Origin of the sequence: Bradyrhizobium zhengyangense, from assembly GCF_022012435.1 — a bacterium.
Classification (GTDB): domain Bacteria; phylum Pseudomonadota; class Alphaproteobacteria; order Rhizobiales; family Xanthobacteraceae; genus Bradyrhizobium; species Bradyrhizobium zhengyangense.
On record NZ_JAKLUA010000005.1, the window covers coordinates 455,866 to 481,738 of the forward strand.

General features: G+C 65.1%; 27 protein-coding genes and 1 other RNA gene. 17 read left to right on the top strand and 11 right to left on the bottom strand.

Going from position 1 to position 25,873, the window contains the following annotated elements:
* Positions 1 to 117: 117 nt before the first annotated feature.
* The 3 genes from L6637_RS19265 to L6637_RS19275 all read left to right on the top strand — a co-directional run bounded on the left by L6637_RS19265 (position 118) and on the right by L6637_RS19275 (position 3,294).
* On the top strand, positions 118 to 1,317 hold the full coding sequence (locus L6637_RS19265) for a DNA recombination protein RmuC (RefSeq protein ID WP_237859769.1): 1,200 nt from the start codon (positions 118 to 120) through the stop codon (positions 1,315 to 1,317).
* Between the two features lie 128 nt (positions 1,318 to 1,445).
* Positions 1,446 to 1,748, top strand: a complete 303-nt coding sequence (locus L6637_RS19270) for a GIY-YIG nuclease family protein (RefSeq protein ID WP_237859771.1) — start codon at positions 1,446 to 1,448, stop codon at positions 1,746 to 1,748.
* Between the two features lie 181 nt (positions 1,749 to 1,929).
* Complete coding sequence (locus tag L6637_RS19275) at positions 1,930 to 3,294, top strand: AmpG family muropeptide MFS transporter (protein ID WP_237859773.1); 1,365 nt, start codon at positions 1,930 to 1,932, stop codon at positions 3,292 to 3,294.
* Between the two features lie 143 nt (positions 3,295 to 3,437).
* On the opposite strand, the gene L6637_RS19280 is transcribed toward L6637_RS19275, so the two are convergent.
* The 5 genes from L6637_RS19280 to ffs all read right to left on the bottom strand — a co-directional run bounded on the left by L6637_RS19280 (position 3,438) and on the right by ffs (position 6,876).
* Positions 3,438 to 3,875, bottom strand: coding sequence for a hypothetical protein (locus tag L6637_RS19280; RefSeq protein WP_237859775.1), 438 nt, complete (start codon positions 3,873 to 3,875; stop codon positions 3,438 to 3,440).
* A 24-nt stretch (positions 3,876 to 3,899) separates the two neighbouring features.
* On the bottom strand, positions 3,900 to 4,502 hold the full coding sequence (gene recR, locus L6637_RS19285) for a recombination mediator RecR (RefSeq protein WP_027561562.1): 603 nt from the start codon (positions 4,500 to 4,502) through the stop codon (positions 3,900 to 3,902).
* A gap of 1 nt (position 4,503) precedes the next feature.
* Positions 4,504 to 4,824, bottom strand: coding sequence for a YbaB/EbfC family nucleoid-associated protein (locus L6637_RS19290; RefSeq protein WP_194465837.1), 321 nt, complete (start codon positions 4,822 to 4,824; stop codon positions 4,504 to 4,506).
* Positions 4,825 to 4,848: 24 nt separating this feature from the next.
* A complete protein-coding gene (locus tag L6637_RS19295; RefSeq protein ID WP_237859778.1) occupies positions 4,849 to 6,684 on the bottom strand; it encodes a DNA polymerase III subunit gamma/tau in 1,836 nt (611 codons plus the stop codon).
* A gap of 95 nt (positions 6,685 to 6,779) precedes the next feature.
* An RNA gene (ffs, locus tag L6637_RS19300) (signal recognition particle sRNA small type) lies at positions 6,780 to 6,876 on the bottom strand.
* A 183-nt stretch (positions 6,877 to 7,059) separates the two neighbouring features.
* On the opposite strand from ffs, the gene L6637_RS19305 reads away from it, so the two are divergent.
* From L6637_RS19305 to L6637_RS19345, 9 genes are all read left to right on the top strand, one after another.
* Complete coding sequence (locus L6637_RS19305; protein WP_237859780.1) at positions 7,060 to 7,914, top strand: transporter substrate-binding domain-containing protein; 855 nt, start codon at positions 7,060 to 7,062, stop codon at positions 7,912 to 7,914.
* A gap of 125 nt (positions 7,915 to 8,039) precedes the next feature.
* Entirely contained in the window at positions 8,040 to 8,702 is a 663-nt protein-coding gene (locus tag L6637_RS19310; RefSeq protein ID WP_129275997.1) for an amino acid ABC transporter permease, read from the top strand.
* Positions 8,699 to 9,505, top strand: a complete 807-nt coding sequence (locus L6637_RS19315) for an amino acid ABC transporter ATP-binding protein (RefSeq protein ID WP_237859783.1) — start codon at positions 8,699 to 8,701, stop codon at positions 9,503 to 9,505. Before L6637_RS19310 ends, L6637_RS19315 begins: the two co-directional genes overlap by 4 nt.
* Positions 9,505 to 10,260: an SDR family NAD(P)-dependent oxidoreductase gene (locus tag L6637_RS19320; protein ID WP_237859785.1), complete on the top strand. Its 756-nt coding sequence runs from the start codon at positions 9,505 to 9,507 to the stop codon at positions 10,258 to 10,260. Before L6637_RS19315 ends, L6637_RS19320 begins: the two co-directional genes overlap by 1 nt.
* Positions 10,257 to 11,384, top strand: coding sequence for a muconate cycloisomerase family protein (locus L6637_RS19325; protein WP_237859788.1), 1,128 nt, complete (start codon positions 10,257 to 10,259; stop codon positions 11,382 to 11,384). Before L6637_RS19320 ends, L6637_RS19325 begins: the two co-directional genes overlap by 4 nt.
* A gap of 178 nt (positions 11,385 to 11,562) precedes the next feature.
* Complete coding sequence (locus L6637_RS19330) at positions 11,563 to 11,982, top strand: HIT domain-containing protein (protein WP_237859789.1); 420 nt, start codon at positions 11,563 to 11,565, stop codon at positions 11,980 to 11,982.
* An 11-nt stretch (positions 11,983 to 11,993) separates the two neighbouring features.
* Positions 11,994 to 12,932 (top strand): NAD(+) diphosphatase, encoded by a 939-nt coding sequence (nudC, locus tag L6637_RS19335; RefSeq protein WP_237859791.1) that lies wholly within the window; start codon positions 11,994 to 11,996, stop codon positions 12,930 to 12,932.
* An 8-nt stretch (positions 12,933 to 12,940) separates the two neighbouring features.
* On the top strand, positions 12,941 to 13,864 hold the full coding sequence (locus tag L6637_RS19340) for a sugar kinase (protein ID WP_237859793.1): 924 nt from the start codon (positions 12,941 to 12,943) through the stop codon (positions 13,862 to 13,864).
* Positions 13,865 to 13,961: 97 nt separating this feature from the next.
* Complete coding sequence (locus L6637_RS19345; RefSeq protein ID WP_063693182.1) at positions 13,962 to 14,471, top strand: Lrp/AsnC family transcriptional regulator; 510 nt, start codon at positions 13,962 to 13,964, stop codon at positions 14,469 to 14,471.
* A gap of 65 nt (positions 14,472 to 14,536) precedes the next feature.
* Here L6637_RS19345 and L6637_RS19350 read toward each other — a convergent pair whose 3' ends face one another.
* Positions 14,537 to 15,886, bottom strand: coding sequence for a sensor histidine kinase (locus L6637_RS19350; RefSeq protein ID WP_237859795.1), 1,350 nt, complete (start codon positions 15,884 to 15,886; stop codon positions 14,537 to 14,539).
* Positions 15,886 to 16,602 (bottom strand): response regulator, encoded by a 717-nt coding sequence (locus L6637_RS19355; protein WP_237859797.1) that lies wholly within the window; start codon positions 16,600 to 16,602, stop codon positions 15,886 to 15,888. Before L6637_RS19355 ends, L6637_RS19350 begins: the two co-directional genes overlap by 1 nt.
* Before the next feature lie 182 nt (positions 16,603 to 16,784).
* Here L6637_RS19355 and L6637_RS19360 point away from each other — a divergent pair, with 182 nt between their 5' ends.
* From L6637_RS19360 to L6637_RS19380, 5 genes are all read left to right on the top strand, one after another.
* Positions 16,785 to 17,006, top strand: a complete 222-nt coding sequence (locus tag L6637_RS19360; protein WP_237859799.1) for a hypothetical protein — start codon at positions 16,785 to 16,787, stop codon at positions 17,004 to 17,006.
* 77 nt (positions 17,007 to 17,083) lie between these two features.
* Positions 17,084 to 17,395, top strand: a complete 312-nt coding sequence (locus tag L6637_RS19365; protein ID WP_237859801.1) for a cysteine rich repeat-containing protein — start codon at positions 17,084 to 17,086, stop codon at positions 17,393 to 17,395.
* Positions 17,396 to 17,404: 9 nt separating this feature from the next.
* Positions 17,405 to 18,244 carry a sterol desaturase family protein gene (locus L6637_RS19370; protein WP_237859802.1) on the top strand — a complete coding sequence of 280 codons (840 nt, stop codon included), beginning with the start codon at positions 17,405 to 17,407 and terminating at the stop codon, positions 18,242 to 18,244.
* Positions 18,245 to 18,423: 179 nt separating this feature from the next.
* Positions 18,424 to 18,711, top strand: a complete 288-nt coding sequence (locus tag L6637_RS19375) for a hypothetical protein (protein WP_333909391.1) — start codon at positions 18,424 to 18,426, stop codon at positions 18,709 to 18,711.
* Between the two features lie 31 nt (positions 18,712 to 18,742).
* The gene (locus L6637_RS19380) at positions 18,743 to 20,212 is read left to right on the top strand and encodes a methyl-accepting chemotaxis protein (protein ID WP_237859804.1); all 1,470 of its coding nucleotides are present in this window, start codon (positions 18,743 to 18,745) and stop codon (positions 20,210 to 20,212) included.
* Positions 20,213 to 20,372: 160 nt separating this feature from the next.
* On the opposite strand, the gene L6637_RS19385 is transcribed toward L6637_RS19380, so the two are convergent.
* The 4 genes from L6637_RS19385 to L6637_RS19400 all read right to left on the bottom strand — a co-directional run.
* The gene (locus tag L6637_RS19385; protein ID WP_237859805.1) at positions 20,373 to 21,872 is read right to left on the bottom strand and encodes a phosphomannomutase/phosphoglucomutase; all 1,500 of its coding nucleotides are present in this window, start codon (positions 21,870 to 21,872) and stop codon (positions 20,373 to 20,375) included.
* Between the two features lie 180 nt (positions 21,873 to 22,052).
* On the bottom strand, positions 22,053 to 22,565 hold the full coding sequence (locus L6637_RS19390; RefSeq protein ID WP_237859806.1) for a TIGR02281 family clan AA aspartic protease: 513 nt from the start codon (positions 22,563 to 22,565) through the stop codon (positions 22,053 to 22,055).
* 121 nt (positions 22,566 to 22,686) lie between these two features.
* The gene (hrpB, locus tag L6637_RS19395) at positions 22,687 to 25,161 is read right to left on the bottom strand and encodes an ATP-dependent helicase HrpB (protein ID WP_237859809.1); all 2,475 of its coding nucleotides are present in this window, start codon (positions 25,159 to 25,161) and stop codon (positions 22,687 to 22,689) included.
* Positions 25,162 to 25,228: 67 nt separating this feature from the next.
* A partial coding sequence (locus tag L6637_RS19400; RefSeq protein ID WP_237871687.1) for a nucleotide sugar dehydrogenase occupies positions 25,229 to 25,873 on the bottom strand: 645 nt, incomplete at its 5' end.

Consider the following 25,873-nt stretch of genomic DNA (forward strand, 5'->3'; position numbering starts at 1 on the left):
TAACGGTCCGCTAACCATAAAACTTCGGGTTTCGTTAACCATAAAAATTAGGGATGGATTAACTATAAATGTTCGCTATTCGTTCGTGCACCCTGGCGAATCGGATAGAAGGGCAGCATGAACGAGATCATTTTCATGCTGGGCGACTGGCCGGTGCGCGGAATCGATGCGCTGATCGGCTTCGGCGCGCTGGTTCTCATCCTACTGATCGTCATTGCGGTCGTGATCGCGCGCTCCGGGCGGCGCGGGGCGGAACTGGCGATGGCGCACGCGATCCGGGCCGACGAGCTCGAGGAGCGCCTCAGCCAGGTCCTGCACGCCCAGAGCGAGGCCGCCGGCCGCGCCGACGCCATGACCCAGGCGCTGGCCGGCCGCCAGGCCGAGATGGCGCGCGCGGTCAACGAACGGCTGGATTCGGTGACCCATCGGGTCGGCCAGTCCATGGAACACTCCACCCGCAACACCATGGAGAGCCTGCGCGCGCTGCACGAGCGGCTCGGTATCATCGACAACGCGCACAAGAACCTCACCGACCTCACCACGCAAGTGACCACCCTGCGCGACGTGCTCGCCAACAAGCAGTCGCGCGGCGCGTTTGGCCAGGCGCGGATGGAGGCGATCGTCCAGGACGGCCTGCCGAAGGGTGCTTACGAATTCCAGTTCACGCTCTCGACCGGAAAACGGCCCGACTGCGTGGTGTTCCTGCCCGACCAGCGCCCGCTCTGCATCGACGCGAAATTCCCGCTGGAGGCGATGACCGCGCTGCACGATGCCCGCACGGACGAGGAGAAGCGCCTCGCCACGCAGCGGCTGCGCGGCGACGTGATGAAGCATGTCAGCGACATCGCGGAAAAATACCTCGTCACCGGCGAGACCCAGGAGATGGCGCTGATGTTCGTGCCGTCGGAATCGGTCTACGCCGAGATCCACGACGGTTTCGACGACGTGATCCAGAAGGCCTATCGCGCCCGCGTGGTGCTGGTGTCGCCGTCGCTCTTGATGCTTGCGATCCAGGTCATGCAGCAGATCATGAAGGACGCGCGCATGCGCGATGCCGCCGACCAGATCCAGACCGAGGTGATCAAGCTCGGCGACGATCTGGGCCGCCTGCGCGACCGCGTGCTTAAATTGCAGAAGCACTTTGCCGATGCCAACGAAGACGTCCGCCAGATCCTGATCTCCGCCGACAAGATCGAGAAGCGGGCCGGAAGGATCGAGGAGCTGGATTTCAGCAAGACGGACGCGCCCGAAGGCCCGCGGCTGGTGGCGACAGGGACGCCGGAGCTGTTCCCGAGGAAGCTCCAGGCGGGGGAGTAGATTTACGGCACACTGTCATGCCCCGCGAAGGCGGGGCATCCAGTACGCCGCGTCGGTTGCGATTGAACCGAGACGCTGGTGGGTACTGGATCGTCCGCCTTCGCGGACGAAGACAGGAGAGACGGCAGATGGGCGCACGCTCCTACTACGTCTACATTCTCGCCAGCAAGATCGGCGGCACGCTCTACATTGGCGTAACGAATGATCTCATCCGCCGCGTGGCTGAGCACAAGTCAAAACTCATCGAGAGCTTCACGGAAAAGTACGACGTAGCAAGGCTCGTCTATTTCGAGCAGTTCGACGATCCAGAGAACGCGATCAAACGAGAGAAGCGGCTCAAGAAATGGAATCGGGCCTGGAAGGTCCGATTGATCGAGAAAGACAACCCGAATTGGGATGATCTTTATCCCGCTATAGCCGGGCCACCATGATGGCGTCATACCGCGCGAAGGCCGGGTATCGAGTACGCCGCGACGGTGGCGATTGAACCGAAACGCTGGTGATTACTGGATCGTCCGCCTTCGCGGACGATGACACTGAGGGTGCGTTGAGGACTTCCGCCTCACTACTGCCGTGGGAGTTTTTTCGCCCAGAATCTGCTAACACCTCCACATGACCGCACCCGACGCGACCTCCTCCGCCGGCACCGATGCTCCCGCGACCTCATGGCGCGACAGCCTGGCTGTTTATCTGCAACCGCGGGTGCTGATTGTGCTGTTCCTCGGTTTCTCCTCAGGGCTACCGCTGGCGCTATCGGGCTCGACGCTGCTGGTGTGGATGCGCGAAGCCGGCGTCGACCTCAAGACCATCGGGCTGTTCGCGCTGGTCGGCACGCCCTATACGCTGAAGTTCCTGTGGGCGCCGCTGGTGGATGCGTTGCATGTGCCGCTGTTCACCCGAGCCTTCGGCCGGCGCCGCGGCTGGCTGCTGTTTTCGCAGATACTGCTGATCGTCGCGATCCTGCTGCTGGCGATGACCGATCCGGCACGCTCGCCGTTCTACGTCGCGCTCGGCGCGCTGCTGGTGGCGACGACGTCGTCGACGCAGGACATCGTGGTCGACGCCTTTCGCGTCGAGAGCCTGCCCGAGAGCGAGCAGGCCGCCGGCATGGCGGCCTATGTCGCGGCCTATCGCATCGGCATGCTGGTCTCGACCGCGGGGGCGCTGTTCATCGTCTCCGGTTTCGAGAGCACCGGTATCACCCGCAGCGCGGCCTGGATGTGGGGCTATGTAGTGATGGCGTCGATGGTGCTGATCGGGACGATCACGGCGCTCGTTGCCACCGAGCCCGAGCAATCGGAAAGGGCCGAAGCCGCGACGCACGAAGAGACCGCGTTCACGCGCGTGCTGCATGCGGCGATCGGTGCCTTCTCGGAGTTCCTGTCGCGCAAGGATGCGATCGCAGCGCTCGCCTTCGTGGTGCTGTTCAAGTTCACCGACGCATTCTCCGGCACCATGACGGCGCCGTTCGTGATCGACCTCGGCTTCACCCGCAACGACTATGCGGCGATCGTGAAAGGCGTCGGCCTCGCCGCGACGCTGATCGGCGGCTTTGCCGGCGGTTTCGTTGCGCGACGCTATTCGCTGGCAACTTCGCTCTGCATCGGCGGCGTGGTGCAGGCGCTGGCCAACCTCACCTTCTCCTGGCTCGCTGTGGTCGGCACCAGTCAATGGGCGCTGGCGCTCGCCATCTGCGCCGAGAATTTCACCAGCGCCATCGGCACCGTGATCTTCGTCGCCTATCTCTCCGCGCTCTGCCAGAACCCGCTGCACACGGCGACGCAATATGCGCTGCTCACCGCGCTCGCGGCGGTGGGGCGAACCTATCTCTCGTCAGGCGCCGGCTTCGTGGCTGCCGCAACCGGCTGGCCGCTGTTCTTCGTGATCTGCGTGCTGGTGGCTATCCCGAGCCTGGTGCTGCTGGTCTGGCTACAGAGGCGCGGACATTTCGATGCGCTGGGGCCGGTGAGGGTATAATCACCACTCATTGTCATGCCCCGCGAAGGCGGGGCATCCAGTACTCCGAGACAGTTGTGATTGACCGAGAAGCCGCGGCGTACTGGATCGCCCGCCCTCGCGGGCGATGACACCGAAAACGTGGCGAAAGCGTCTCGCCGCCCTTACTTCTTCACCAAACTCCACTTCGTCACCACGGCTTCACTCATCTGGCCGGGATCGCTGGCGCAGGCGACCTCATCCACCTTCACCGAGATCTCCTTGCCGACGAAGGATTTCAGCTGCGAGGCCTGCGCGTCGCTGGAGGTGACGAGCTGGAACGTCTCAGGTCCGGTCTCCAGATCGCACAGCCCGTTCGGCGCCGGCAGGCGGCGCGGCTCTGAGGTGATCTGGTACATCGCAACACGCTTGCCGGCGTTCTTGACGTCGCGAATCTTCATGGCGTTGAGCTCGCCCGACAGCACCTCGCCGGCACTGATCGGCTTGCCGGGCTTCGAGGGCGGCGGCGCACCATCGTCCTCCTGCGCGGCGCCGATGGCCGGTGTCACGAGCAGCAGCATCGTCGCGGCCAAAGCCGATCGTGTGGCGAATCGTTTCGTCATGTCGTCCGTTCCGTAGGTCTGTGGCTAGAACAGGGTCCGCTGCCGCATCGCGGCCGATAGCGTGCCCTCATCGAGATAATCAAGCTCGCCGCCGACGGGCACCCCATGGGCCAGCCGGGTGACCTTGACGTTGGCGTCCTGAAGCAGGTCGGTGATGTAGTGCGCGGTGGTCTGGCCGTCGACAGTTGCATTCAGCGCCAGAATGATCTCGTGCACCTCGGCCGCATGCGCGCGCGCCACCAGCGCGTCGATGGTGAGATCCTGCGGACCGACGCCATCGAGCGGTGACAGCGTCGCGCCGAGCACGTGATAGCGCCCTTGCGTCGCATTGGCACGCTCCAGCGCCCAGAGATCGGCGACATCGGCGACGACGACGATGATGGCGGGATCGCGCTTCGGATCGGTGCAGACCGTGCAGGGATTTTGCGTGTCGATATTGCCGCAGGTCTTGCAGACCTGGACCTTGTCCAGCGCAACCTGCAAGGCCGACGACAGCGGCATCATCAGCGCTTCGCGCTTCTTGATCAGATGCAGCGCCGCGCGCCGCGCGGAGCGCGGACCCAAACCCGGCAGCCGTGCGAGAAGCTGAACCAGCCGCTCGATTTCAGGACCTGCAACCGCGCCCATGTTACTGGCCGAACAGCCCCGGCGGCAGGCCGAGCCCGCCGGTCAGCGACTGCATCTTCTCCTGCATCGCGGCCTCCGCCTTGCGGCGAGCATCACTGAGGGCAGTCACGAGCAGATCTTCCAGAACCTCGCGTTCTTCCGCCTTCATCAGCGAGGGATCGATCTTGACGCCCTTGACGTCCATCTTGGCGGTCATGCGCACGGCGACGAGACCGCCGCCGGAAATGCCCTCGACCTCCACATTGCCGAGCTGCTCCTGCATCTCCTGCATCTTGGATTGCAGCTGCGCCGCCTGCTTCATCATGCCGAGAAAATCAGCCATGGGTTTTCGTCCTCAAAGATTGGCTCAGAGATCGTCGGCGTCGGAACCGTCGGGCAGATCGTCAGAGCCGTAGTCGGCGTTATCATTGGATTCCGGCGCCTCGGGGGCAAGCCTGCGGACCTCGACGACCTTGGTACCGGGGAAGCGCGACAGCACCTCCTGCACGCGCGGGTCAGCCTCGGCATTGCGCGCATGTTCCTGCTTGGCGGCCTGGCTCACCGAACGCAGCGTCGCCTGGCCTTGCTCATTGGAAACAATGATGGTCCAGCGCCGACCGGTCCACAGCTCGAACTTGCGCGCGAGCTCGGAGATCATGGTCTTGGAGGCGTTCGGCTCGAGCGCGACCTCCAGTCGGCCTTCCTCGAAACGAACGAGGCGCATGTCGCCTTCGAGCGCGCTCTTGGTCATGAGGTCGCGCTTCTGACCCGCGAGTGCGACGAGCTGGGTGAAGCTGGTGACACGCAGCTGAGGTGTTGCGCCTTGCGGATCCGGCGCGGGCGCCGCCATCTGCGGCCGGGCCCCGCCGCCGAACGTTGATGGCGATGACATCGGCATGCGAACCGGCGCGGCTGGCGGGGCGGGCGCGGCGGAGGCCGTCGGCGCAGCCGGCGCGCTGCTGCGCGCGGCACTGCCGCTCACAATCTGCGAGCCGCCGCCGTTCTGCTCCAGCATCCGGATCGCTTCGTCCGGCGTCGGCAAATCGGCGACATAGGCGATGCGCACCAGCACCATCTCGGCAGCAGCAGCCGGACGCGTCGCGCCCTGCACCTCGGTGATGCCCTTGAGCAGCATCTGCCACATCCGCGACAGCACGCGCATCGAGATCTTGGAGGCGAAGTCCTTCGCACGCACGCGCTCGGTCTCGCCATAGGCGACGTTGTCGGCGGTCGCCGGAATGATTTTCACGCGAGTGACGAAATTGACGAACTCGGCGAGGTCGGAGAGCACGACGATCGGATCGGCGCCGACGTCGTACTGATCGCGGAACTCCTTGAACGCAGCGGCGATATCGCCGCGCGCCAGCGACTCGAAGAGATCGATGACGCGGGTGCGGTCCGCAAGGCCCAGCATCTGCCTGACCGCGTCCGCCTTCACGGCGCCGGCCGCATGCGCGATCGCCTGGTCGAGCAGCGACAGCGAATCGCGCACCGAGCCTTCGGCCGCGCGCGCGATGATGCCGAGTGCCTCGGGCTCGATCTCGACATTTTCCTTGGCGGCAATGTTGGCGAGGTGCTTCATCAGCACGTCGGCCTCGACACGGCGCAGGTCGAAGCGCTGGCAGCGCGACAGCACCGTGACCGGGACCTTGCGGATCTCGGTCGTCGCGAACACGAATTTGGCGTGTTCCGGCGGCTCCTCCAGCGTCTTCAGGAAGGCGTTGAACGCCGCCGTCGACAGCATGTGGACTTCGTCGATGATGTAGACTTTGTAGCGGGCACTGGCCGGCGCGTAGCGCACGCTGTCATTGATCTGACGGACGTCGTCGACGCCGGTATGCGAGGCGGCGTCCATCTCCAGCACGTCCATGTGCCGGCTTTCCATGATCGCCTGGCAATGCACGCCTAGCGTCGGCATGTGGATGGTCGGGCCTTTCACCGAGCCATCCGGCATCTCGTAGTTGAGTGCACGGGCAAGGATGCGCGCAGTGGTGGTCTTGCCGACACCGCGGACGCCGGTGAGGATCCAGGCCTGCGGAATCCGCCCGGTCTCGAAGGCATTGGAGACGGTGCGGACCACGGCCTCCTGGCCGATCAGATCGTCGAAGCTTGAGGGGCGGTATTTCCGCGCCAGCACCCGATAAGGCGCGTTGCCGGCCGGGCCGGCGCGATCAGGAGGTGGAGGGGCGCCAGCGTCGGTCATCGGTCAATCCGCAATGGAATGTCTCTCGGCTGGCTTTTGCGGACATGAGCGCGCCAGCGGGAGGCCCCGCCAGCGCAATTCGCTCGAAAAAACAGGTAGGAGACTGACGAGCGACCCGATCCGGACCTCGTTAGGGCTGCTTCCTTCCGGACCTGACCCGGTTGGCGAGTGGCTCGTCCACCGCCAATCTCCCGGCCCCTATTTGGGGCCAAAGGGAGCGGAAAGCAAGCGGGTATCACATTGGCCCACTTGATCTTGCCTAGCATCCGGGCAATTCCGGGTCTGCCCAGCCGATAGGCTGTGCTTCCGCTACCAAGGCCGCCTTGGTAAGAACGCTGCCGGAATTCCACCTAACCAGAAAAGCGATTGATCCCAATGGTTACACGTCGTGATGTTGCATCGATTGTCGGACTTGGCGCCATCGGCGCGGCGACCGCGAGCGCGCTGGCCTCTCCGGCCGTGGCCCAGGCGGCTGATCCCAACGAATCGACCTTCGCCCGCATCCGCCGCACCAAGAAGATGCGGATCGGTGCGGTCGGCGGCGGCGCGCCCTATTATATGAAGGATCTTTCCAGCGGCCAGTGGAAGGGCTTCTACATCGACATCGCCAAGGGGCTGGCCGACGACATGGAGGCGGAGCTCGAGATCACCGAGACCACCTGGGGCAATTCGGTGCTCGATCTGCAGTCCAACAAGATCGACATCTTCTTCGGCCTCAATCCGACCCCGAAGCGCGCGCTGGTGATCGACTTCTCGGTGCCTGTTTTCAACAACGCCTTCGGCATCCTCTGCAAGAAGGACTTCAAGCCGAAGAGCTGGGCCGAGCTGAACTCGCCCGATATCAAGATCGCGGTCGACCAGGGCTCCTCGCACGACCAGGTCGTCAGCCGCCTGACGCCGAAGGCGCAGATCTCGCGCCTGAAGACCGCCGACGATGCCACCGCCGCGCTGCAGACCGGCCGTGTCGACGCGCAGTGCCTCATCACCATGCTGTCGCTGACCGTGCTGAAGAAGAACCCCTCGCTCGGCCAGTTCGTGCTGCCGACGCCGATCTTCGCGACGACGTCGAATGCCGGCTTCCGGCGCGAGAACGACAAGACCTGGCGCGACTACGTCAACACCTGGATCGACTTCAACAAGGGCCTCGGCTTCATCCGCAACGCCATCATCACCAACATGGAGCTGGTGGGCGTGACCGAGGCGGACATTCCGCCGGGCGTTTCGTTGTAAGCTTTCCACCGTCATTCCGGGGCGATGCGAAGCATCGAACCCGGAATCTCGAGGTTCCGGGTTCTCGCGACGCGAGCCCCGGAACGACAATGCCAGCGACTAGGCGTACGACGAGTTAAACACGCATGTATCAGTGGGACTTCGGCATCCTCTGGAGCTATCGCTGGCTCTTTCTCAACGGGCTTGGCGTCACCGTCGGCTTCACCGTGGTGATCGTGGTGCTTGGCCTCGTCTTCGGCCTGTTCGGGGCGTTCGGCAGCCTGTCGCGCTTCAAGGCGGTACGCCTCACCGCCCTCACCTTCATCGAGGCGTTCCGCTGCACGCCGATCCTGGTGCAGCTGATCTGGTTCTACTACGCACTGCCGATCCTGGCCGGCGTCGAGATGACGCCGATCACCGCGTCGGCGCTGGCGCTGTCGCTCTATGGCGGCTCGTTCTATTCGGAGATCATCCGCGGCGGCATCATCTCGATCGACAAGGGCCAGTCGGAAGCCGGCGCCGCGCTCGGCATGACACCGGGCCAGAGCATGCGACGCATCGTGCTGCCGCAGGCGATCAAGCGCATGATCCCGGCGCTGATGAACCAGTCGATCATCCAGTTCAAGAACACCTCGCTGGTCTCGGTGCTGGCCGTGCCGGATCTGGTTTATCAAAGCCAGGTTGCAGCGCATGACAGCTACCGGCCGCTGGAGACCTACACGGCGGTTGCGGTCGCCTATGCGGCGATCCTGATCCCGCTCACCATCATCGTCCGCCGCGGCGAGAAGCGACTGGCGGTCAGCGAATGAGCGACACGTCCAAGACCATTTCGAAAATCGAGATTCGTGGCCTTCGCAAAAGCTTTGGCAGCAACGAAGTCCTGAAGAACATTAGTCTCGACGTCGCCAAGGGTGGCGTCGTGGCGTTGATCGGGCCATCAGGCTCGGGCAAATCGACTCTGCTCCGCTGCATCAATCTCCTGGTCGTGCCCGACGGCGGCAGCGTCCGCGTCGGCGACACGCGCTTCGCGTTCGGCGACGGTTCGAAGCTTCCCGATGTGAGGACGCTCGCAAAATTCCGCGCCACCACCGGCATGGTATTCCAGCACTTCAATCTGTTCCCGCACATGACGACGCTTCAGAACGTGATGGAGGGGCCCGTCACGGTCCGGCGCATGGCCAAGGCCGACGCCGAAAAGCTCGCACGCGCGCAGCTTGCCAAAGTTGGCCTTGCGGAGAAGGCGGACCAATATCCGGCAACGCTGTCCGGCGGCCAGAAGCAGCGCGTCGCGATCGCGCGCGCGCTTGCGATGGAGCCTGATGTGATGCTGTTCGACGAGGCGACGTCGGCGCTCGATCCGGAGCTCGTCGGCGAGGTGCTAAGCGTGATCCAGCAGCTGGCTTCCGAAGGCATGACCATGGTGATCGTGACCCACGAGATTGCCTTTGCCCGCGAGGTCGCCGACCGCCTCATCTTCATGCGCGACGGTGTCGTGGTCGAGGAAGGCCCAGCGCGGCAGGTGATCGACAATCCCAGCGAAGCCGCGACGCGCGCCTTCCTCAGCCATTTCCACCGCACCGGCGCGCTGCCGCCGGCGAACGCGACACTGTGATGTCCGAGATCACTCGCGTCTATCTCGTCACCGGTGCCGCCAGCGGCATCGGCCGCGCCACCGCAAAGCTGCTTGCCGCACCCGGCACGGCGCTGCTGCTGCACACGCGCTCGAACGCCACGGGACTCGATGCCACCGCAGCGGAAGCCGAAGCAAAGGGCGCCGCGGTCGCCAAATGCCTTGGCGATCTTGCCGAGGAAACAGCCGCGACCGATGCCATCGCCGCCACGCAAACCGCCTTCGGCCGGCTCGATGGACTGGTTCTCATCGGCGGCCACGCCCGCCGCGGCAGCGCCATCGGCACGCCCGCGGACCATTTCCGGAAAGCGATGGACGAATCGGCGCTCGCGTTCACGCGGATGGTCGGAGCCGCACTTCCTCTGTTACGCGCCGGCCAAGATGCACGGATCGTGGCGGTATCGTCCTTCGTGGCACACGCCATCCGGCCTGAATTCGCGCCGTTTGCGGCAACGGCCGCGAGCCGCTCCGCGCTCGAAGCGCTGGTGCGGCTCGCCGCAGTCGAGCTCGCGACGGACGGCATCACCGTCAATGCGGTGGCCCCCGGCCTGATCGTCAAGGACAAGCCGAGCGAGAGCCGGCTGTCGCCCGAGCAGATTGCCGCAACGGAAGCGCTGATCCCGATGCGCCGCCGCGGGCGGCCGGACGAGGTCGCCGAGATCGTCGCCTTCCTGGCATCCCCGAAAGCATCCTACGTCACCGGCCAGGTCTGGCACGTCAATGGAGGCCTGACTTGACCGAAGCAACCATCCAACACCTCCGCCTGTTCCTGATCGAAAGCCCGATCAAGATGGCGCGCCTGCAGGGCGTCGGCAACGTCAAGGGCACGGTGAAGCGCGTGTTGATCGAGCTGACCTCCAGCGACGGCGTGGTCGGCTGGGGCGAGGCGGCGCCGTGGGAGGTCTTTACGGGAACGCCTGAAGCGGCGTTCTCGGCGCTCGACATTTATCTGCGGCCGATCCTGCTCGGCAAACCCGTACGGCGCGTCCGCGCGCTGATGGCGGAGCTCGATCGCGCACTGGTCGGCCATGCCGAAGCAAAAGTCGCGATCGAGATGGCGCTGCTCGACATCGTCGGCAAATCGTCGGGGCTGTCGGTCGCCGATCTCCTTGGCGGCCGGGTGCGCGATACCATCCCCCTTTCCTTTTCGATCGCCGATCCGGATTTCGCCGCCGATCTCGAACGCATGCGAAAGATGGTTCCTGAAGGCAATGTCATCTACAAGGTCAAGACCGGCGTGAAGCCGCATCGCGAGGACCTCGGTCATCTCGAGGCGATCCGGAAGGAATTTGGTGACAAGGTCGATCTGCGCGTCGACTACAACCAGGCGCTGGCGCCGTTCGGCGCGATCAAGATCCTGCGCGATGTCGAGGAATTCGCGCCGACCTTCATCGAGCAGCCGGTGCCGCGCAAATTCCTCGACGTGATGGCGCAGCTTACCGCGGCGCTGGAAACGCCCGTGCTCGCAGATGAAAGCTGCTTCGACCGCCGCGACATGATGGAGGTGGCGCGCCGCGAGGCGGCCGATGCCGTCTCCATCAAGCTGATGAAGGCCGGTGGCCTGTTCGAGGCGCAGGCGATCATGGCGATCGCCGACATCGCCGGCCTGCCCGGCTATGGCGGCACGCTATGGGAAGGCGGCATTGGTCTTGCCGCTGGGACACAGCTGATCGCGGCAACACCGGGCATCTCGCTCGGCTGCGAATTCTACATGCCGCACCACGTGTTGACCGAGGACGTGCTGGAAGAGCGCGTGGCCAACCGCGGAGGTCACGTCGTCGTGCCCGATGGGCCGGGTCTCGGGATTCGCGTGAGCGAGGCCTCGATTCGAGGCAACGCGCGGGTTCTGGCGGAGGCGTAAGGCAGCCACCGGCACGGCAAAAACTCGGTCGTCGTCCCGGCGCGCTCTTTGGGCGCGCTTGTCCGGGACGACGAGCGTGTATGCAGCAAGAGCGGAGCCCAATCCTTCCCCTCGCCAACTCCCTATCGTATGGTCCGACCCAGCACGCCCGACCCCATCGGGCCATCCGGAAACCTCCATGCCCGAACCTGCCTGGTCGCTGCACTCCCGCCTGAAAGAGGACACCATCGACATTGGCGATCTGCCGCTGTCGAAGGTGCTGGTCATCAAGGACGCGCATTATCCCTGGCTGCTGCTGGTGCCGCGACGCGCCGATGCGGTCGAGATCATCGATCTCGACGAGGTACAGCAGGCACAGCTGATGACGGAGATCTCCCGCGTCTCGCGCGCGCTGAAGGAGATCACCAAATGCGACAAGCTCAATGTCGCGGCGCTCGGCAATCTCGTGCCGCAGCTTCACATTCACATCATCGCACGCCGCACCAGCGATGCCGCCTGGCCGCGGCCGGTCTGGGGCGTGATGAAGCCGCTGGCGCACGATGCCACCGAGGTACAGAATTTCATCAGCGCGCTTCGCAAGAAAATCTGGTTGGGTTGAAAGAACAAGAAATGTCAGCATTTGACTCGTTTCCGCTGGGGCAGCCGGCCTTCGTCACCAACATCCTCGATCGCGCCGCGCATCTGCGCCGCGACGACGAAAAGCTGTTCGCGATGGAGCAGAAGTCGTCGTCGCGCGCCTATGTCGTCTACCGCGACTCGCTGCTGGTGAAGCGCGAGGGCGACAAGGCGCGTGCGCTGCTGTCGATCGACGAAGCGCTGAAATGCGGCGCCAACCCGGGCACGATCTTTCTGGGCTTGCGCGACGGCGCGGCGATCTTCGGCATGGGCCTGGCACAGGCCGCTGCCGAGAAACTCATCGGCCGCGAGGACTACACCGTCACCGAGCTGCGCGGCATGGCGATGCAGGGCGCGATCCCGCCCGACGAGCTGTCGGCGATTGCGATGGCAAAGTCGATGGTCGGCTGGCACCAGCGCCACGGCTATTGCGCCAATTGCGGCACCCGCAGCGCGATGAAAGAAGGCGGCTGGAAGCGCGAATGCCCGGCGTGCAAGGCCGAGCATTTTCCCCGCACCGACCCGGTCGTGATCATGCACGTCGCCTCGGGCGACAAATGCCTGCTCGGCCGCCAGAAGCAGTTTCCGCCGGGCATGTTTTCGTGCCTCGCCGGCTTCGTCGAGGCCGCCGAAACCATCGAGGATGCGGTGCGTCGCGAAATCCTGGAGGAGTCAGGCATTCGCTGCACGGACGTGCAGTATTACATGACGCAGCCCTGGCCCTATCCGTCGTCGCTGATGATCGGCTGCAGCGCGCGGGCGCTGAACGAGGACATCGTGGTCGACCATTCCGAGCTGGAGGACGCACGCTGGTTCACGCGCGAAGAGGCGGCGCTGATGCTGAAACGGACGCATCCGGACGGACTTGCCGGACCGCATCCGTTTGCGATCGCGCATCACCTGCTCGGTCGCTGGGTGCACGACAAGATCTGAGGCGGCCGATGGCGCACTCTGCGATCGCGCCGCGCATCCTGTGCATCGGCATTCCCGTGCGCGACCTCACCTTCCGGGTGGAGGCCGTGCCGGAGCGCGGCAGCAAGGCGAACGCGACGCATCTTGCTGAGATCTGCGGCGGCAACGCGCTCAACGCCGCGATCGCGATGGCGCGGCTCGGCGGCCGCGTCGCGTTTGCGGGGCCGATGGGCGATGCGCTGGAGACGTCGAGCGGCTTCATTCTCGAGCGGATGGCTGCCGAGGGGATCGAGACCGGGCACATCGTGCGCATCCCTGGCGCGACCACGCCCGTCTCGGCGATCATCATCGACGCGTCTGGCGAACGAACGCTGACGATCTACCGCGATCCCGCGCTGTGGAGCGTAAAGCTATCCGATGCCGACGAACTGCTCGCGGGTTGCCAGGCAGTGCTCGTCGAGAGCCGCTGCGGCGCCTTCTGCATCGATCTCTGCACCGAGGCGCGCCGTCGCGGCATTCCTGTCGTCGTCGGCGTCGATCGCGCGATGGAGCTGACGGACGGCTTGCTTACGGTCGCCTCACATCTGCTGTTTGCCAGCGAGCAGGCGCAGGAGACCGCCAGCGTCGAAGACGACAGCGAAGCGCTGAGGCGGCTCGCCAAACTCACGCCAGCTTTCCTCGCCGCCACCCGCGGCCCGCGTGGCACGATCTGGCTGGACGAGGTCGGCCAGCTGGAGGAGACGCCAGCTTTTCCGGTCGAGGCAGTGGACACGCTCGGCGCCGGCGATGTCTTCCATGGCGCCTTCACGCTTCGCCTCGCCGAGCGTGGCAGCGTGCGCGAGGCGCTGCGATTCGCCGCGGCCGCTGCGGCGCTGAAATGCACGCGCCATGGTGGTGGCATGGCCGCACCGCAACGTATTGAAGTTGAAGCGTTTTTGCAGGATAGGCGTTAGCCCTATTGCGGGGACACGCTACGATTATGGACTTGCTATAGAAAGATTTTCTCTATATCAGGGAAATCGGCCCTTAAATTGGAACAAAGTTCTTCAAATGACTGATGTTGCTGTCCAGATCCCCGAGACCAGCCGCCGGCTCGACGCCATCGATCGAAAGATCCTGATGGTCCTCCAGGAGGACGCCTCACTGTCCGTTGCCGAAATCGGCGACCGTGTCGGACTGTCCTCGACCCCCTGCTGGAAGCGCATCCAGCGCCTCGAGGCCGACGGCGTGATCCTGAAGCGCGTGGCGCTGGTCGACCAGAACAAGATCGGGCTCGGCATCTCCGTATTCGTCTCGGTTGAGAGCTCCGATCATTCCGACGCCTGGCTGAAGAAATTCGCCGAAGCCGTCAGCGCCATGCCCGAAGTGATGGAATTCTACCGCATGGCCGGTGACGTCGATTACATGCTGCGCGTCGTGGTCGCGGACATGCAGGCCTATGACATCTTCTACAAGAAGCTGATCAGCGCCGTGCCGCTCAAGAACGTCACCTCGCGATTCGCGATGGAGAAGATCAAGTCGGTGACGGCGCTGCCGATCCCGGCGGTGGTCGCGGCCTGACACTTAATTCTTATTTTGACGCGTTTTCTTCGCGCGAACCGGTATCCACTTCGCTTGAAAACGCTTTAGGCTGGCTGAAACATCGGCAGCGCGACAGTTACCCGCGTGCCCCCGCTCGGAGCCGCGGCGATATCGATCGTGCCGCCATGCGCCTCGACGAGGCTGCGCGCCACGGCAAGGCCAAGGCCGGCGCCGCCGGTCGCGCGATTGCGCGACTTTTCCAGCCGGTGGAACGGCTCCAGCACCGCCTGCCGCTGATCGGCCGGAATGCCCGGCCCCTCGTCGTCGATCGACACGACAATGGCGCCGTCCTTCAGCGCCGCGCGAACCTGTGCGGCATGACCGTAGGCGAGTGCGTTGTCGATAATGTTGGCGAGGATCCGCCGCAGCGCCAGTCGATCCCCGAGCACGATCGTATCCCGCGCATGCGCGTCCGTCACCAAATCGACCGGGGCTCCCTGCGCGCGGCGATCGTGCACTTCGGCGGCGATCAGCGCAACGAACTCGACCATCTCCTGCGACAGGCCACCGGCGCCGGCCCGCGTCGACAGCAGCGCGTCGTCGAGCAGCCGGATCATGTCGTCGATATCGGCAACCGCCCGCTGCCGCTCGGCATCATCGGGGATGTGCTCGACGCGCAACCGCAGCCTGGTCGCGAACGTCCTGACATCATGGGCGATGCCGCCAACCAGCGTCATGCGCGCGCGCAGCATCTCCGCGAGCCGCCCCTGCAAGCGGTTGAACGCGGCAATGACGGCGCGTATTTCGGGCGCGCTGCGGCGCGCATCCGGCAGCGGTGGCGGATCGGCCGACAGATCGACGCGATCGACGGCGGCGGCGAGTTGCGCCAATGGCCGCGTCTCGCGCTGCATGACCAGCAGCGCCAGCAGGGCCACGATCGAGCCGAACAGACCCGCGCCGAAACCGACGGGCAGGCCGAGCGGGGTGACCGGCAGGCGGGTATAGGCATCGATGATCAGGAGCTCGCCGCTGTGCAGGCCGATCCGGAATTCGATGGCATTGGCCATCAGCCGCGCGATGCGGGGAAACATGCGCGCGACACGGTGGTCGGGTGGCGACACGATCTCGACCGAGCGTCCCGACAGGCCGGCGGCATAGGTCTCGCGCAGCTTTTGCTGCTGCTCCGGCGTCTCGCCATCGACCGGTGTAGCCGACGGCATGACCCGCACCATGAATTGTGGTGAGGACACGGCATCCAGCACGGACTGCCGCGAGGCAATGGCCGTGCGCTCGAGCAGCGAAGCCAGCGCATCGAGGCGTTCGGGCGTCGGCCGGGTCAGCTCGTTCTCATGAACGGTGGTGCGATAGAAGATCGCCACGACGACGGTGACCACTACGCTAAAGCCGATCAAGCCGATCAGGGCCAGCCGCGCCGCCAGCGTGACGCGCAGCATCACGACACCTGCCTGACGGTCGCGGTGAACAGATAGCCGCCGTTTCGCACCGTCGTGATGAGATTGGAGCCGGGGCTGGCACCGTCGAGCTTCCTGCGAAGCCGCGAGATCAGCATGTCGACGGTGTGGTCGAACGGCTCGGCCGAACGTCCCCGCGTCCAGTCGAGGATCTGGTCGCGGGTCAGTACCCGGCGCGGCCGCTGCACGAAGCAGCCGAGCAGGTCGAATTCGGCGCTGGTCAATTGCAGCGCCTCGGCCTCAATCGCCTCGACGCTGCGCGCATCGAGATCAATCACGAAGCGGTCGAACGCAAATCGCCGGACCAGCGGCTTTGCGATGATGCCATTGCTGCGGCGGAGGATGGCTCGGACCCGCGCCAGCAACTCGCGCGGACCGAACGGCTTTGCGAGATAATCGTCGGCACCCATCTCCAGGCCGACCACGCGATCGATCTCGTCGCTCTTGGCGGTCAGCATCAGGATCGGGACGGAATCGTCTGCGCGCAAGCGGCGACAGATCGAAAGCCCGTCCTCGCCCGGCAGCATCAGGTCGAGGATCACGATGTCAGGCCGCAACCGCTGAAGCATCGCATCCATCGCCTTGCCGTCGCCGACACAGGCGACCTCGAACCCCTCGCGCCGCATGAAATCGGCGACGAGACGGCTGATCTCGGGATCGTCCTCCACCATGAGAATCGTGGCTGGATGCGCATTCATCGCCGCATTGTGGATGACATCACGGCTCGCGCAAGGGCGCGGGCAGCGTTGTTACATAGTGTTACACGCGCCCGACATTGCCATAACAATCGTTTCGTCCCGGCAATGCGGCGCAGACATCGCCCGCTCAGTCTCCCCTGCACGGCTCCCGCTTACGGCAGCCCCACAAGGAGACGACGAGCATGACCAAGCTCTTCCTCACCACCCTCGTCATCGGCACCCTGTCGGTTGCGGCCGCTGCGGACGCCAATGCCTGGACGCGATCGGCGACCGGCACCGGTCCGCGCGGTACCTCCAGCGTCACCGCGACTGGAAGCTGCGCCAATGGAAGCTGCAGCCGCAACGTCACCCGCACCGGCCCCGCCGGCAACACCTACACCCGCACCGGCACGATCTCGCGCTGAGCGAGGCCGGGCCGGGCCGTCGTCGCGCCTGCCCCGCGCGGCGGCGGCTCGCACCCTCGAAAGCCCAGGAGAACGACATGTCCACCTACTCTCACCTCATCTCGCCAGCACGCATCGCAATCATATCTGCACTGATGGTCGCAATGGCCACGCCCGGTTTCGCGCAGACCCAGGTGCCCGCCGATATGCGGAGCGAGGCAATGTTGTTGCTGCGCGCATGTAGCGCCGACTATGACCGCCTGTGCAGCAGCGTCACGCCGGGTGGCGGACGCATCCTCGCCTGCCTGAAGTCTCATGCCGACCAGCTCAGCGCCGCTTGCGCGCAAGTGATGCCACGCGCGCAATCGCTGCGAGAGCGCGCGATCACCGCGGGCGTCGCCCCGAAATAGGAGGACACGATGAGTACGGCATCACTCCTGCTCGATCCCACGCTCCGTCGCTTGATCCTGGCGACCGCGCTTGGCCTGATGCTGCTCGAATACGGCATTGGCCGATTGGCTCACCGCGAGACCCACGATTGGCGCGAAAGCGTTGCGTCATTCGGCGTCGCGCTGGGGCAGAACGTACTGCGCGCGGTTGAGGCGGGAATACTCGCCGTGCCGTTCGCCTTCCTCTACAAGCACCGCCTGTTCGACTTCGAGCAATCCGGTCCGCTCGCGCTCGCGGGATTGTTCGTCGGCAGCGAGTTTATGTACTATTGGCAGCACCGCGCCTCGCACCGTATCCGCTGGATGTGGGCGACGCATGCGGTGCATCACTCGACCACACGGCTGAACCTGACGGCGGCGATTCGACTCGGCTGGACCGGCAACATTTCGGGCAATTTCCTTTTCTTCCTGCCGCTCGCCTGGATTGGATTCCATCCCTTCGCCATCGTGACGATGCTCGGGATCAACCTGCTCTACCAGTTCTTCATCCACAGCGACTTTGCACCGAAGCTCGGTGCGCTCGAATGGATACTCAACACACCGAGCCATCATCGCGTGCACCACGCCTGCAACGAGGCGTGCCTCGACAAGAACTATGGCGGCATCCTCATCGTCTTCGACCGCCTGTTCGGCACCTTCGCCGAGCGGCCCACGGACCAGCCGCTCCGCTTCGGCCTCGTCGGCGGTGCGCCCTCCTTCAACCCGATCCGGATCGCGCTCGGCGAATGGATCGCGATGCTCGCCGATGCCTGGGAGGCGCACGGTGCGGGCGCAAAGCTGCGCGCACTGTTCGGCCCGCCGGGCGGCTAGAACCGCCCACCCACAGTTGAATTTCTGCGACCATCGCGCGAGCGGCGGCAATCGTGCAGCGGAACCGACCCTAACCGGGCATTTACCGAGAGTTAGTTTCGTTCGCCTATCTTCGCGCCATGGAGGGGAGAACGGCGATTCCGTCCCGGCGGTGGCCTGCCTGGGCGAATGCGACTGCATTGCTGCTCGCAGGCTGGATCGCATTGGCCATCCTCACCTTACAGGTTCGTCCGGGCGCGACGGTCGTCGCGGTTGCGTTTCCACCCTGGTGGAGCACGCAGCAGGTCTTTCAGGCTGCGGGATCGGCGCAAGCGTCGATCGTGAGGGCGACCGCCCTTCCCACTCTTCTCGTCGTCCGCCCGGATGACCATGACGGACTGACTCGCCTGCATGATGCCGGCGCATGGTTCGTGATGGACGCGCAAGCGGTCTCAGCATGTTTTGGTGGATTGCCAGATGGCGGGTAGCCATTTGGCACGTAGTCCTGGAGAGGATGAAATGGTTGTCGAGAACGACGGACTGGAATCGCTGCGGCAAACCACCAGCAAGATTCTCGTCGCGATGCTCTGGCTGCACGTGCCGATCAGCATGACCATAGGGCTTGCGCTCGGCAAGGCCTGGCTCACCCCTGCAATCTTCATGACGATCTTCGCACTCGCCGCGACCCTGTCCTGGCGCATGTCCGGCAATGGCCTCTCCACCCGCCTCGTGTTCGCGGTTGCTCTCATGAGCGGCGTGTCGATGTTCACCTGGCAGTTCGAGGGACATCCCTGGCAGATCGACATGCACATGTACTTCTTCGCGGCGCTGGCCTGCACGGTCGCCTATTGCGACTACCGGCCGATCGTCGCGGCGACGGTCGCGGTCGCGCTGCATCATATCGCGCTGAACTTCCTGCTCCCCGCGGCGATCTATACCGGCGGCTCCGATTTCGGTCGCGTCGTGCTGCATGCGGTCATCCTGCTGATCGAGGCCGGTGTTCTGATCGCGCTCGCGCATAAGCTCCAGGAGCTGTTCGAGACGACGGCAGTGAAGACTGCCGAGGCCCAGACGGCGATGGCGGCCGAAGCGCGCGCCAACAGCGAGCGTCATGAGGTCGAGCAGCGCGCCGAGCAGGACCGAGAGGCGGCCAAACAGCGGCTTGCGAGCAATTTCGAACGCAGCATCGGCGGTATCGTCGAGGCGGTAGCGATTGCCGCCGGCGAGGTGCAGCAGCTGTCGTCCGCGATGAGCAACAACAGCGCCGATACCGCGCGTCAGACTGCGGCCGCGGCTGCGGCCTCGAACCGGGCCTCCGGCAATGTCGAGACGGTGGCCGCCGCGACCGAGGAGCTCACCGCATCGGTCACCAGCATCACGCAGCAGGTCGCACGCTCCGCCGAGATCGCCGCCCGTGCCGCGGACGAAGCCCGCCGCACCAATCAGGTGGTCGAAGGCCTTGCCAGCGGCACGCAGAAGATCGGCGAGGTCGTCACGCTGATCCAGAACATCGCAAGCCAGACCAATCTCCTGGCCTTGAACGCCACCATCGAGGCTGCCCGCGCCGGTGAGCACGGCAAGGGTTTTGCCGTGGTCGCGAGTGAAGTGAAGGCGCTGGCAAACCAGACCGCCAAGGCCACCGAGGAAATCTCGGCCCAGGTGCAGACCATCCAGAGCGCCACGGGCGACGCCGTCAACGCCATCCAGGCGATCGGCGCGACCATCGCCGAGATCGACGAAATCTCCGGCCAGATCTCGACTGCGGTCGATCAGCAGGGTCTCGCAACCCGCGAGATCGCCGGCAGCCTCCAGCAGGCTGCCACCGGCACCCGTGAAGTGAACGACAACATCGCCAGCGTCAGCAAGGCGTCCGATGAGGCAGGTACCGCCGCCTCGAAGATGCATCAGGCCGCCGCGGGACTGTCCTCGCAGTCCGACCGTCTCAAGGCCGAAGTGGATGGCTTCCTGGGATCGCTGCGGACGGCGTAGGGCCCCGCGGGGAAGCTGTCATCGCCCGGCTTGACCGGGCGCTCCAGTACGCCGCGGCGTCTCCGTATCTCACTAGCTTCTCTGGAATACTGGATCACCCGCTTTCGCGGGTGATGACAGCGATGAATGCGGTGGGCGTAAGTGCACCGCGGCAGCCAGATCAGATCTTCTGATTGTACTCGCCGACCTCGGGATGGTTACGCAGCACGCTGTTCACCATCTCGAACATGTCGTGCATGCGCTGCTCGGAGACCGGGCTCTCGACCACGACGACCAGTTCGGGCTTGTTTGACGAAGCACGCACCAAGCCCCAGCTGCCGTCCTCGACCGTGACGCGCACGCCGTTGACGGTGACGAGATCGCGGATCGACTGGCCGCCGATCTTGGCGCCCTGCGCCTGCAAGCCTTCGAAATGCTTCACGACCTGGTCGATGACACCGTACTTCACCTCGTCGGCACAATGCGGCGACATGGTCGGCGACGACCAGGTCTTCGGCAGCGCATTCTTCAGATCGGCCATCGACTTGCCGGGCGCACGGTCGAGCATGTCGCAGATCGCGATCGCCGAAACGAGGCCGTCGTCATAGCCGCGGCCATACGGCTTGTTGAAGAAGAAGTGGCCGGACTTCTCGAAGCCCGCGAGCGCACCGGTCTCGTTGGTGCGGCGCTTCATGTAGGAATGGCCGGTCTTCCAATAGGCGGTCCTGGCGCCCTGCTTCTGCAAGACGGGATCGGTGATGAACAGACCGGTCGACTTCACGTCGACGATGAACTGCGCGTCCTTGTGGATCGCCGACATGTCGCGCGCCAGCATCACGCCGACCTTGTCGGCAAAGATCTCCTCGCCGGTGTTGTCGACGACGCCGCAGCGGTCGCCATCGCCGTCGAAGCCGAGACCGACATCGGCCTTGTGATGCAGCACCGCGTCGCGGATCGCGTGCAGCATCTCCATGTCCTCAGGATTCGGATTGTATTTCGGGAAGGTGTGGTCGAGCTCGGTGTCGAGTGGGATCACCTCGCAGCCGATCGCCTCCAGCACCTGGGGCGAGAACGCACCAGCCGTGCCGTTGCCGCAGGCCGCGACGACCTTGAGCTTGCGCTTGAGCTTTGGGCGATTGGTGAGGTCGGCGATGTAGCGCGCCGGATAGTTCTCGTGGAACTGGTAGGAGCCGCCGGCCTTGTTCTTGAACTCGGCGCCCAGCACGATCTCCTTCAGCCGTGTCATCTCGTCAGGGCCGAAGGTCAGCGGACGGTTGGCGCCCATCTTCACGCCGGTCCAGCCATTGTCGTTATGCGAGGCCGTGACCATGGCGACAGCGGGCACGTCGAGGTCGAATTGCGCGAAATAGGCCATCGGCGTCACCGCAAGGCCGATGTCGTGGACCTTGCAGCCCGCCGCCATCAAGCCGGAGATCAGCGCATATTTGATCGAGGCCGAATAGCCGCGGAAATCGTGGCCGGTGACGATCTCTTGCTTGACGCCGAGCTCGGCGATCAGCGCGCCGAGGCCCATGCCGAGCGCCTGTATCCCCATCAGGTTGATTTCCTTCTGGAACAACCACCGCGCGTCGTATTCGCGGAAACCCGTGGGCTTCACCATCGGCTCGGATTCGAAGGCGTAGGTGTTGGGCAACAAGACGGATTTCGGCTTGGGGAACATTGAGGCGGTCTCGTGAAAATGGCGGGATTGATGCAGCCTTAGCGAATGCCAGGGCGCAGCGGAAGGCGGGAATGAAGGCTTATGGCGGATAATTGCGGCAGTTTGGTAACGGAAAAGCGTTACCGGCCGCAGGCTCGCTCAGGGCAGTTTCGAAATCATGAGGCTGAAATGCGGCCCCTTTTACTGCTCCAGCACCATCTGGCCGTTGGCGTACTCAAAGCGCTTCAGGCGGGACAGGAAGGAGAGGCCGAGCAGGTTCTCGGACAGCGCGGCGTCCGGCAGCACCATGGCATCGACGTCGCGCACGACGAGGCCGCCGACATCCAGCATGGCAATGCGGGTGCGCGCGGCCTTGATGGTGCCGTTCGCGGTGGTGACCGTGGCGTTGTACTCGCTGCGCGAGGGACGCAATCCGAAGCGGGCGGCCGAGGTCTCGTTCAGCGCCACCACGGAGGCGCCGGTGTCGACCATGAAACCGATGCGCTGGCCGTCGATGCGGCCCTCTGTCTGGAAATGACCGCGGATGTCGCGGGGGATGTTGAGGCTGCGGCTGCCGGCCGGCGCGGCGGTCGCAACTGCGACCGTCGTGTGCGGCGCCGACGTGGCGGAGGCGGAGCTCATCCTGTCCGCCATCTGCGCCATGAATGTACCGAGACCGATCATCACGGCCGCGAAGATCATAATGTTACGCATCACACCACTTCCGAGCCGAACGCGCGATTTCACCACGCGACGCGCCCTGCTGCGAGCGAGGTCGCAGCAACGCCGGTGCTATTTTGACGAAAAGGATGAGCGGACGGTTAATAATACGGCTTCACGTCCCGCGCGGCTTGGCCCGGCGGGTCGGCAGTGCGGTCGCCGGATCGTCCGGCCAGGGATGGCGCGGGTAGCGGCCGCGCAGGTCGGAGCGGACGGCGGCGTAGCTGCCGCGCCAGAAGCCGGGGAGATCGCGCGTCACCTGCACCGGGCGCTGCGCCGGCGACAGCAGCTCAAGCACCAAGGGCACCTTGCCGGCGGCGATCGACGGATGGGTGTTGAGACCGAACAATTCCTGCAGCCGCACGGCGATGGTCGGCCCCTGCTCGGCCTCGTAATCGATTGCCAGCACGCTTCCCGTCGGCGCCTCGAAATGGGTCGGCGCCTCGCGATCGAGCCGCGCGCGCATCTCCCATGGCAACAGCGCCATCAGCGCATCGGAGAGATCGCCGGCGGAAATGTCCTTGAACGCGATTTTGTCGTAGAGCGCCGGCACCAGCCAATCGTCGCGCCGCGCGATCAATCCGTCGTCCGACAGATCAGGCCAGCTCTCGCCCTCGGCCTTGCGCAAAAACATCACGCGGTCGCGCCATTGCTTGGCGGCCTTCGACCAGGGCAACCGGTCGAGGCCCACAGCGATCAGTCCGTCAGCGAAGATGCGCGCAGTGTCTTCCGAGGGTGACACCGAAAGCGTGACCTCGGACAGCGTGATCGCTTGCAGCACGCGCTTGCGCCGTGCGCGCAGCGACATCGCGCCGCGGTCGAAGGAGATCTCGTCGACGCTCTCGATGTGCTCGGCAAAGTGCCGCTCGATGTCAGCTTCGGCGATTGGCGCGGCGAGCAGGATGCGGCCGCTCGCAGCTGTGCCGGTCATCTCGCCGATCGCGATGTAGGGTGCGCGAGCGAGCGACGAGGTTTGCTCCACTGCGGCGCCACGACCGTTGGCGAGCACGAAGCTGCCATTGCCGCGGTTGCGCGCGACACGGTCCGGGAAAGCATAAGCGAGCATCAGGCCGGTCGAGAGATCCTCCTGCTGACCCGGCTTCTCGGAGGCTGCCACCTGCGAGGCCCAGCGTCGCGCCATATCGCGCGCGCTCGCGGCCCGCGGCGAACGGTCGCGGCGGAACTGGTCGCGCCGGAGCTCGAGATCCGCGCTGTCGCCGCCGAGCCCGCGCTCGGTGATAACAGCTGCGATCTCGGCCGCTTCCTCGCCGCACCCCGCGCGATGCGAATCCACGATCATGCGCGCCAGCCGCGGCGGCAGCGCCAGCGCGCGCAGGCTCTTGCCCTCAGCGGTGATGCGGCCGTCGCTGTCGAGCGCGTTGAGCTCGGTGAGCAGGCTTTTGGCTTCCTTCCAGGCCGGCTGCGGCGGCGGATCGAGGAACGACAGCGCGGCCGGATCGGCGACGCCCCATTGTGCAAGATCGAGCACCAGCGAGGAGAGATCGGCGCTGAGAATTTCCGGCTGCGTATAGGGCGCCAGCGACGCCGTCTGCGGTTCGTCCCAGAGCCTGTAGCAGATGCCAGGCTCGGTACGGCCGGCGCGACCGCGGCGCTGGTCGACCGCAGCGCGCGAAGCACGCACGGTCTCGAGCCGCGTCAGGCCGATATCGGGCTCGTAGCGTGGCACGCGGGCAAGACCGGAATCGACGACGATGCGCACGCCTTCGATGGTGAGCGAGGTCTCCGCGATCGAGGTCGCGAGCACGACCTTGCGCATGCCCCTGGGTGCGGGAGAAATGGCGCGATCCTGCACGGCGGCATCGAGCGCGCCGAACAGCGGCACGATCTCGGTGGAAGCGTCTTGCACGCGCTCGGCCAGGAAATTCTGCGTACGACGGATTTCGGCGGCGCCCGGCAGGAACGCCAGCACCGAGCCACTGTCGGCTCGGAGCGCCGAGGCAATCGCATCCGCCATTTGCCGCTCGACCGGTGCATCCGCCTTGCGGCCGAGATAGCGGGTCTCGACCGGAAACGCCCGCCCCTCGCTCTCGACGACCGGCGCTTCGCCGAGCAACCTTGCGACACGTGCGCCATCGAGCGTCGCCGACATCACCAGGATCCGCAGATCCTCACGCAAGCCCAGTTGCGCGTCGCGCGCCAGCGCAAGGCCGAGATCGGCATCGAGCGAGCGCTCGTGGAATTCGTCGAACAGGATGGCGGCAACGCCTGACAGTTCAGGGTCGTCGAGGATCTGGCGGGTAAAAATGCCTTCGGTCACGACCTCGATGCGCGTTGCACGGGAGATTTTCGAGCCGAAGCGAACGCGGTAGCCGACGGTCTCACCCGCGCGCTCGCCGAGCGACTTGGCCATGCGGTCGGCGCTGGCCCGTGCCGCGATGCGCCGGGGCTCCAGCACGATGATCTTCTTGCCCTTGGCCCAGGGCGCATCGAGCAGCGCCAGCGGCACGCGCGTGGTCTTGCCGGCCCCGGGCGGCGCCACCAGTACGGCTGCGTTGTGCGCCTCCATGGTGCGCGACAAATCGCCGAGCACGGCATCGATCGGGAGGGGCGTATCGAAAGTGCGGGGCAAGGCCTATCCACTCGTCATGCCCAGGGCTCGTCCCGGCCATGACGGAATTATGCGCAGTGGTCAATGGTCAACCCTGCACAGGCGGGCGGCCGACGCTCTCATAGGTGAAGCCGGCGGCAGCCATGTCCTCGGGGCGGAAGATGTTGCGGAGGTCGATGACGACGGGTTGGGCCATGGTCGCCTTCAGCCGGTCGAGATCGAGGCCGCGAAACTGCGTCCATTCGGTGACGACGACGACCGCATCGGCACCTTGCGCGCAGGAATAGGCATCTTCGCAATAGGTGATGCCGGGCAGCTCGCCCTTGGCCTGCTCCATGCCGACGGGATCGAAGGCCTTCACCTTCGCGCCCATGTCGAGCAGACCGGTGACGAGCGGAATCGACGGCGCATCGCGCATGTCGTCGGTGTCGGGCTTGAAAGTCAGGCCGAGCACCGCGATGGTCTTGCCGCGCAAGGAGCCGCCGAGCGCCTGGCTCACTTTACGTGCCATCGCGCGCTTGCGGTTCTCGTTGACCGCGAGCACGGATTCAACGATGCGCAAGTTGACGTCGTAGTCCTGCGCGATCTTGATCAGCGCCTTGGTGTCCTTCGGGAAGCAGGAGCCGCCGAAGCCGGGACCGGCGTGCAGGAATTTTGTGCCGATGCGGTTGTCGAGGCCAATGCCGCGGGCAACCTCCTGCACATTGGCGCCAACTTTCTCGGAAAGATCCGC

What these genes read in the sequence shown, in the direction of transcription:
- L6637_RS19390 (WP_237859806.1), bottom strand. Translation starts at nt 22,565, where the DNA reads ATGCGTAACATTATGATCTTCGCGGCCGTGATGATCGGTCTCGGTACA.
- L6637_RS19370 (WP_237859802.1), top strand. Translation starts at nt 17,405, where the DNA reads ATGAGTACGGCATCACTCCTGCTCGATCCCACGCTCCGTCGCTTGATC.
- recR (WP_027561562.1), bottom strand. Translation starts at nt 4,502, where the DNA reads ATGGGCGCGGTTGCAGGTCCTGAAATCGAGCGGCTGGTTCAGCTTCTC.
- L6637_RS19280 (WP_237859775.1), bottom strand. Translation starts at nt 3,875, where the DNA reads ATGACGAAACGATTCGCCACACGATCGGCTTTGGCCGCGACGATGCTG.
- L6637_RS19310 (WP_129275997.1), top strand. Translation starts at nt 8,040, where the DNA reads ATGTATCAGTGGGACTTCGGCATCCTCTGGAGCTATCGCTGGCTCTTT.
- L6637_RS19295 (WP_237859778.1), bottom strand. Translation starts at nt 6,684, where the DNA reads ATGACCGACGCTGGCGCCCCTCCACCTCCTGATCGCGCCGGCCCGGCC.
- L6637_RS19345 (WP_063693182.1), top strand. Translation starts at nt 13,962, where the DNA reads ATGACTGATGTTGCTGTCCAGATCCCCGAGACCAGCCGCCGGCTCGAC.
- L6637_RS19385 (WP_237859805.1), bottom strand. Translation starts at nt 21,872, where the DNA reads ATGTTCCCCAAGCCGAAATCCGTCTTGTTGCCCAACACCTACGCCTTC.
- L6637_RS19360 (WP_237859799.1), top strand. Translation starts at nt 16,785, where the DNA reads ATGACCAAGCTCTTCCTCACCACCCTCGTCATCGGCACCCTGTCGGTT.
- L6637_RS19315 (WP_237859783.1), top strand. Translation starts at nt 8,699, where the DNA reads ATGAGCGACACGTCCAAGACCATTTCGAAAATCGAGATTCGTGGCCTT.
- nudC (WP_237859791.1), top strand. Translation starts at nt 11,994, where the DNA reads ATGTCAGCATTTGACTCGTTTCCGCTGGGGCAGCCGGCCTTCGTCACC.
- L6637_RS19290 (WP_194465837.1), bottom strand. Translation starts at nt 4,824, where the DNA reads ATGGCTGATTTTCTCGGCATGATGAAGCAGGCGGCGCAGCTGCAATCC.
- L6637_RS19320 (WP_237859785.1), top strand. Translation starts at nt 9,505, where the DNA reads ATGTCCGAGATCACTCGCGTCTATCTCGTCACCGGTGCCGCCAGCGGC.
- L6637_RS19365 (WP_237859801.1), top strand. Translation starts at nt 17,084, where the DNA reads ATGTCCACCTACTCTCACCTCATCTCGCCAGCACGCATCGCAATCATA.
- L6637_RS19355 (WP_237859797.1), bottom strand. Translation starts at nt 16,602, where the DNA reads ATGAATGCGCATCCAGCCACGATTCTCATGGTGGAGGACGATCCCGAG.
- L6637_RS19380 (WP_237859804.1), top strand. Translation starts at nt 18,743, where the DNA reads ATGGTTGTCGAGAACGACGGACTGGAATCGCTGCGGCAAACCACCAGC.
- L6637_RS19305 (WP_237859780.1), top strand. Translation starts at nt 7,060, where the DNA reads ATGGTTACACGTCGTGATGTTGCATCGATTGTCGGACTTGGCGCCATC.
- L6637_RS19270 (WP_237859771.1), top strand. Translation starts at nt 1,446, where the DNA reads ATGGGCGCACGCTCCTACTACGTCTACATTCTCGCCAGCAAGATCGGC.
- L6637_RS19275 (WP_237859773.1), top strand. Translation starts at nt 1,930, where the DNA reads ATGACCGCACCCGACGCGACCTCCTCCGCCGGCACCGATGCTCCCGCG.
- L6637_RS19340 (WP_237859793.1), top strand. Translation starts at nt 12,941, where the DNA reads ATGGCGCACTCTGCGATCGCGCCGCGCATCCTGTGCATCGGCATTCCC.
- L6637_RS19265 (WP_237859769.1), top strand. Translation starts at nt 118, where the DNA reads ATGAACGAGATCATTTTCATGCTGGGCGACTGGCCGGTGCGCGGAATC.
- L6637_RS19330 (WP_237859789.1), top strand. Translation starts at nt 11,563, where the DNA reads ATGCCCGAACCTGCCTGGTCGCTGCACTCCCGCCTGAAAGAGGACACC.
- L6637_RS19350 (WP_237859795.1), bottom strand. Translation starts at nt 15,886, where the DNA reads ATGCTGCGCGTCACGCTGGCGGCGCGGCTGGCCCTGATCGGCTTGATC.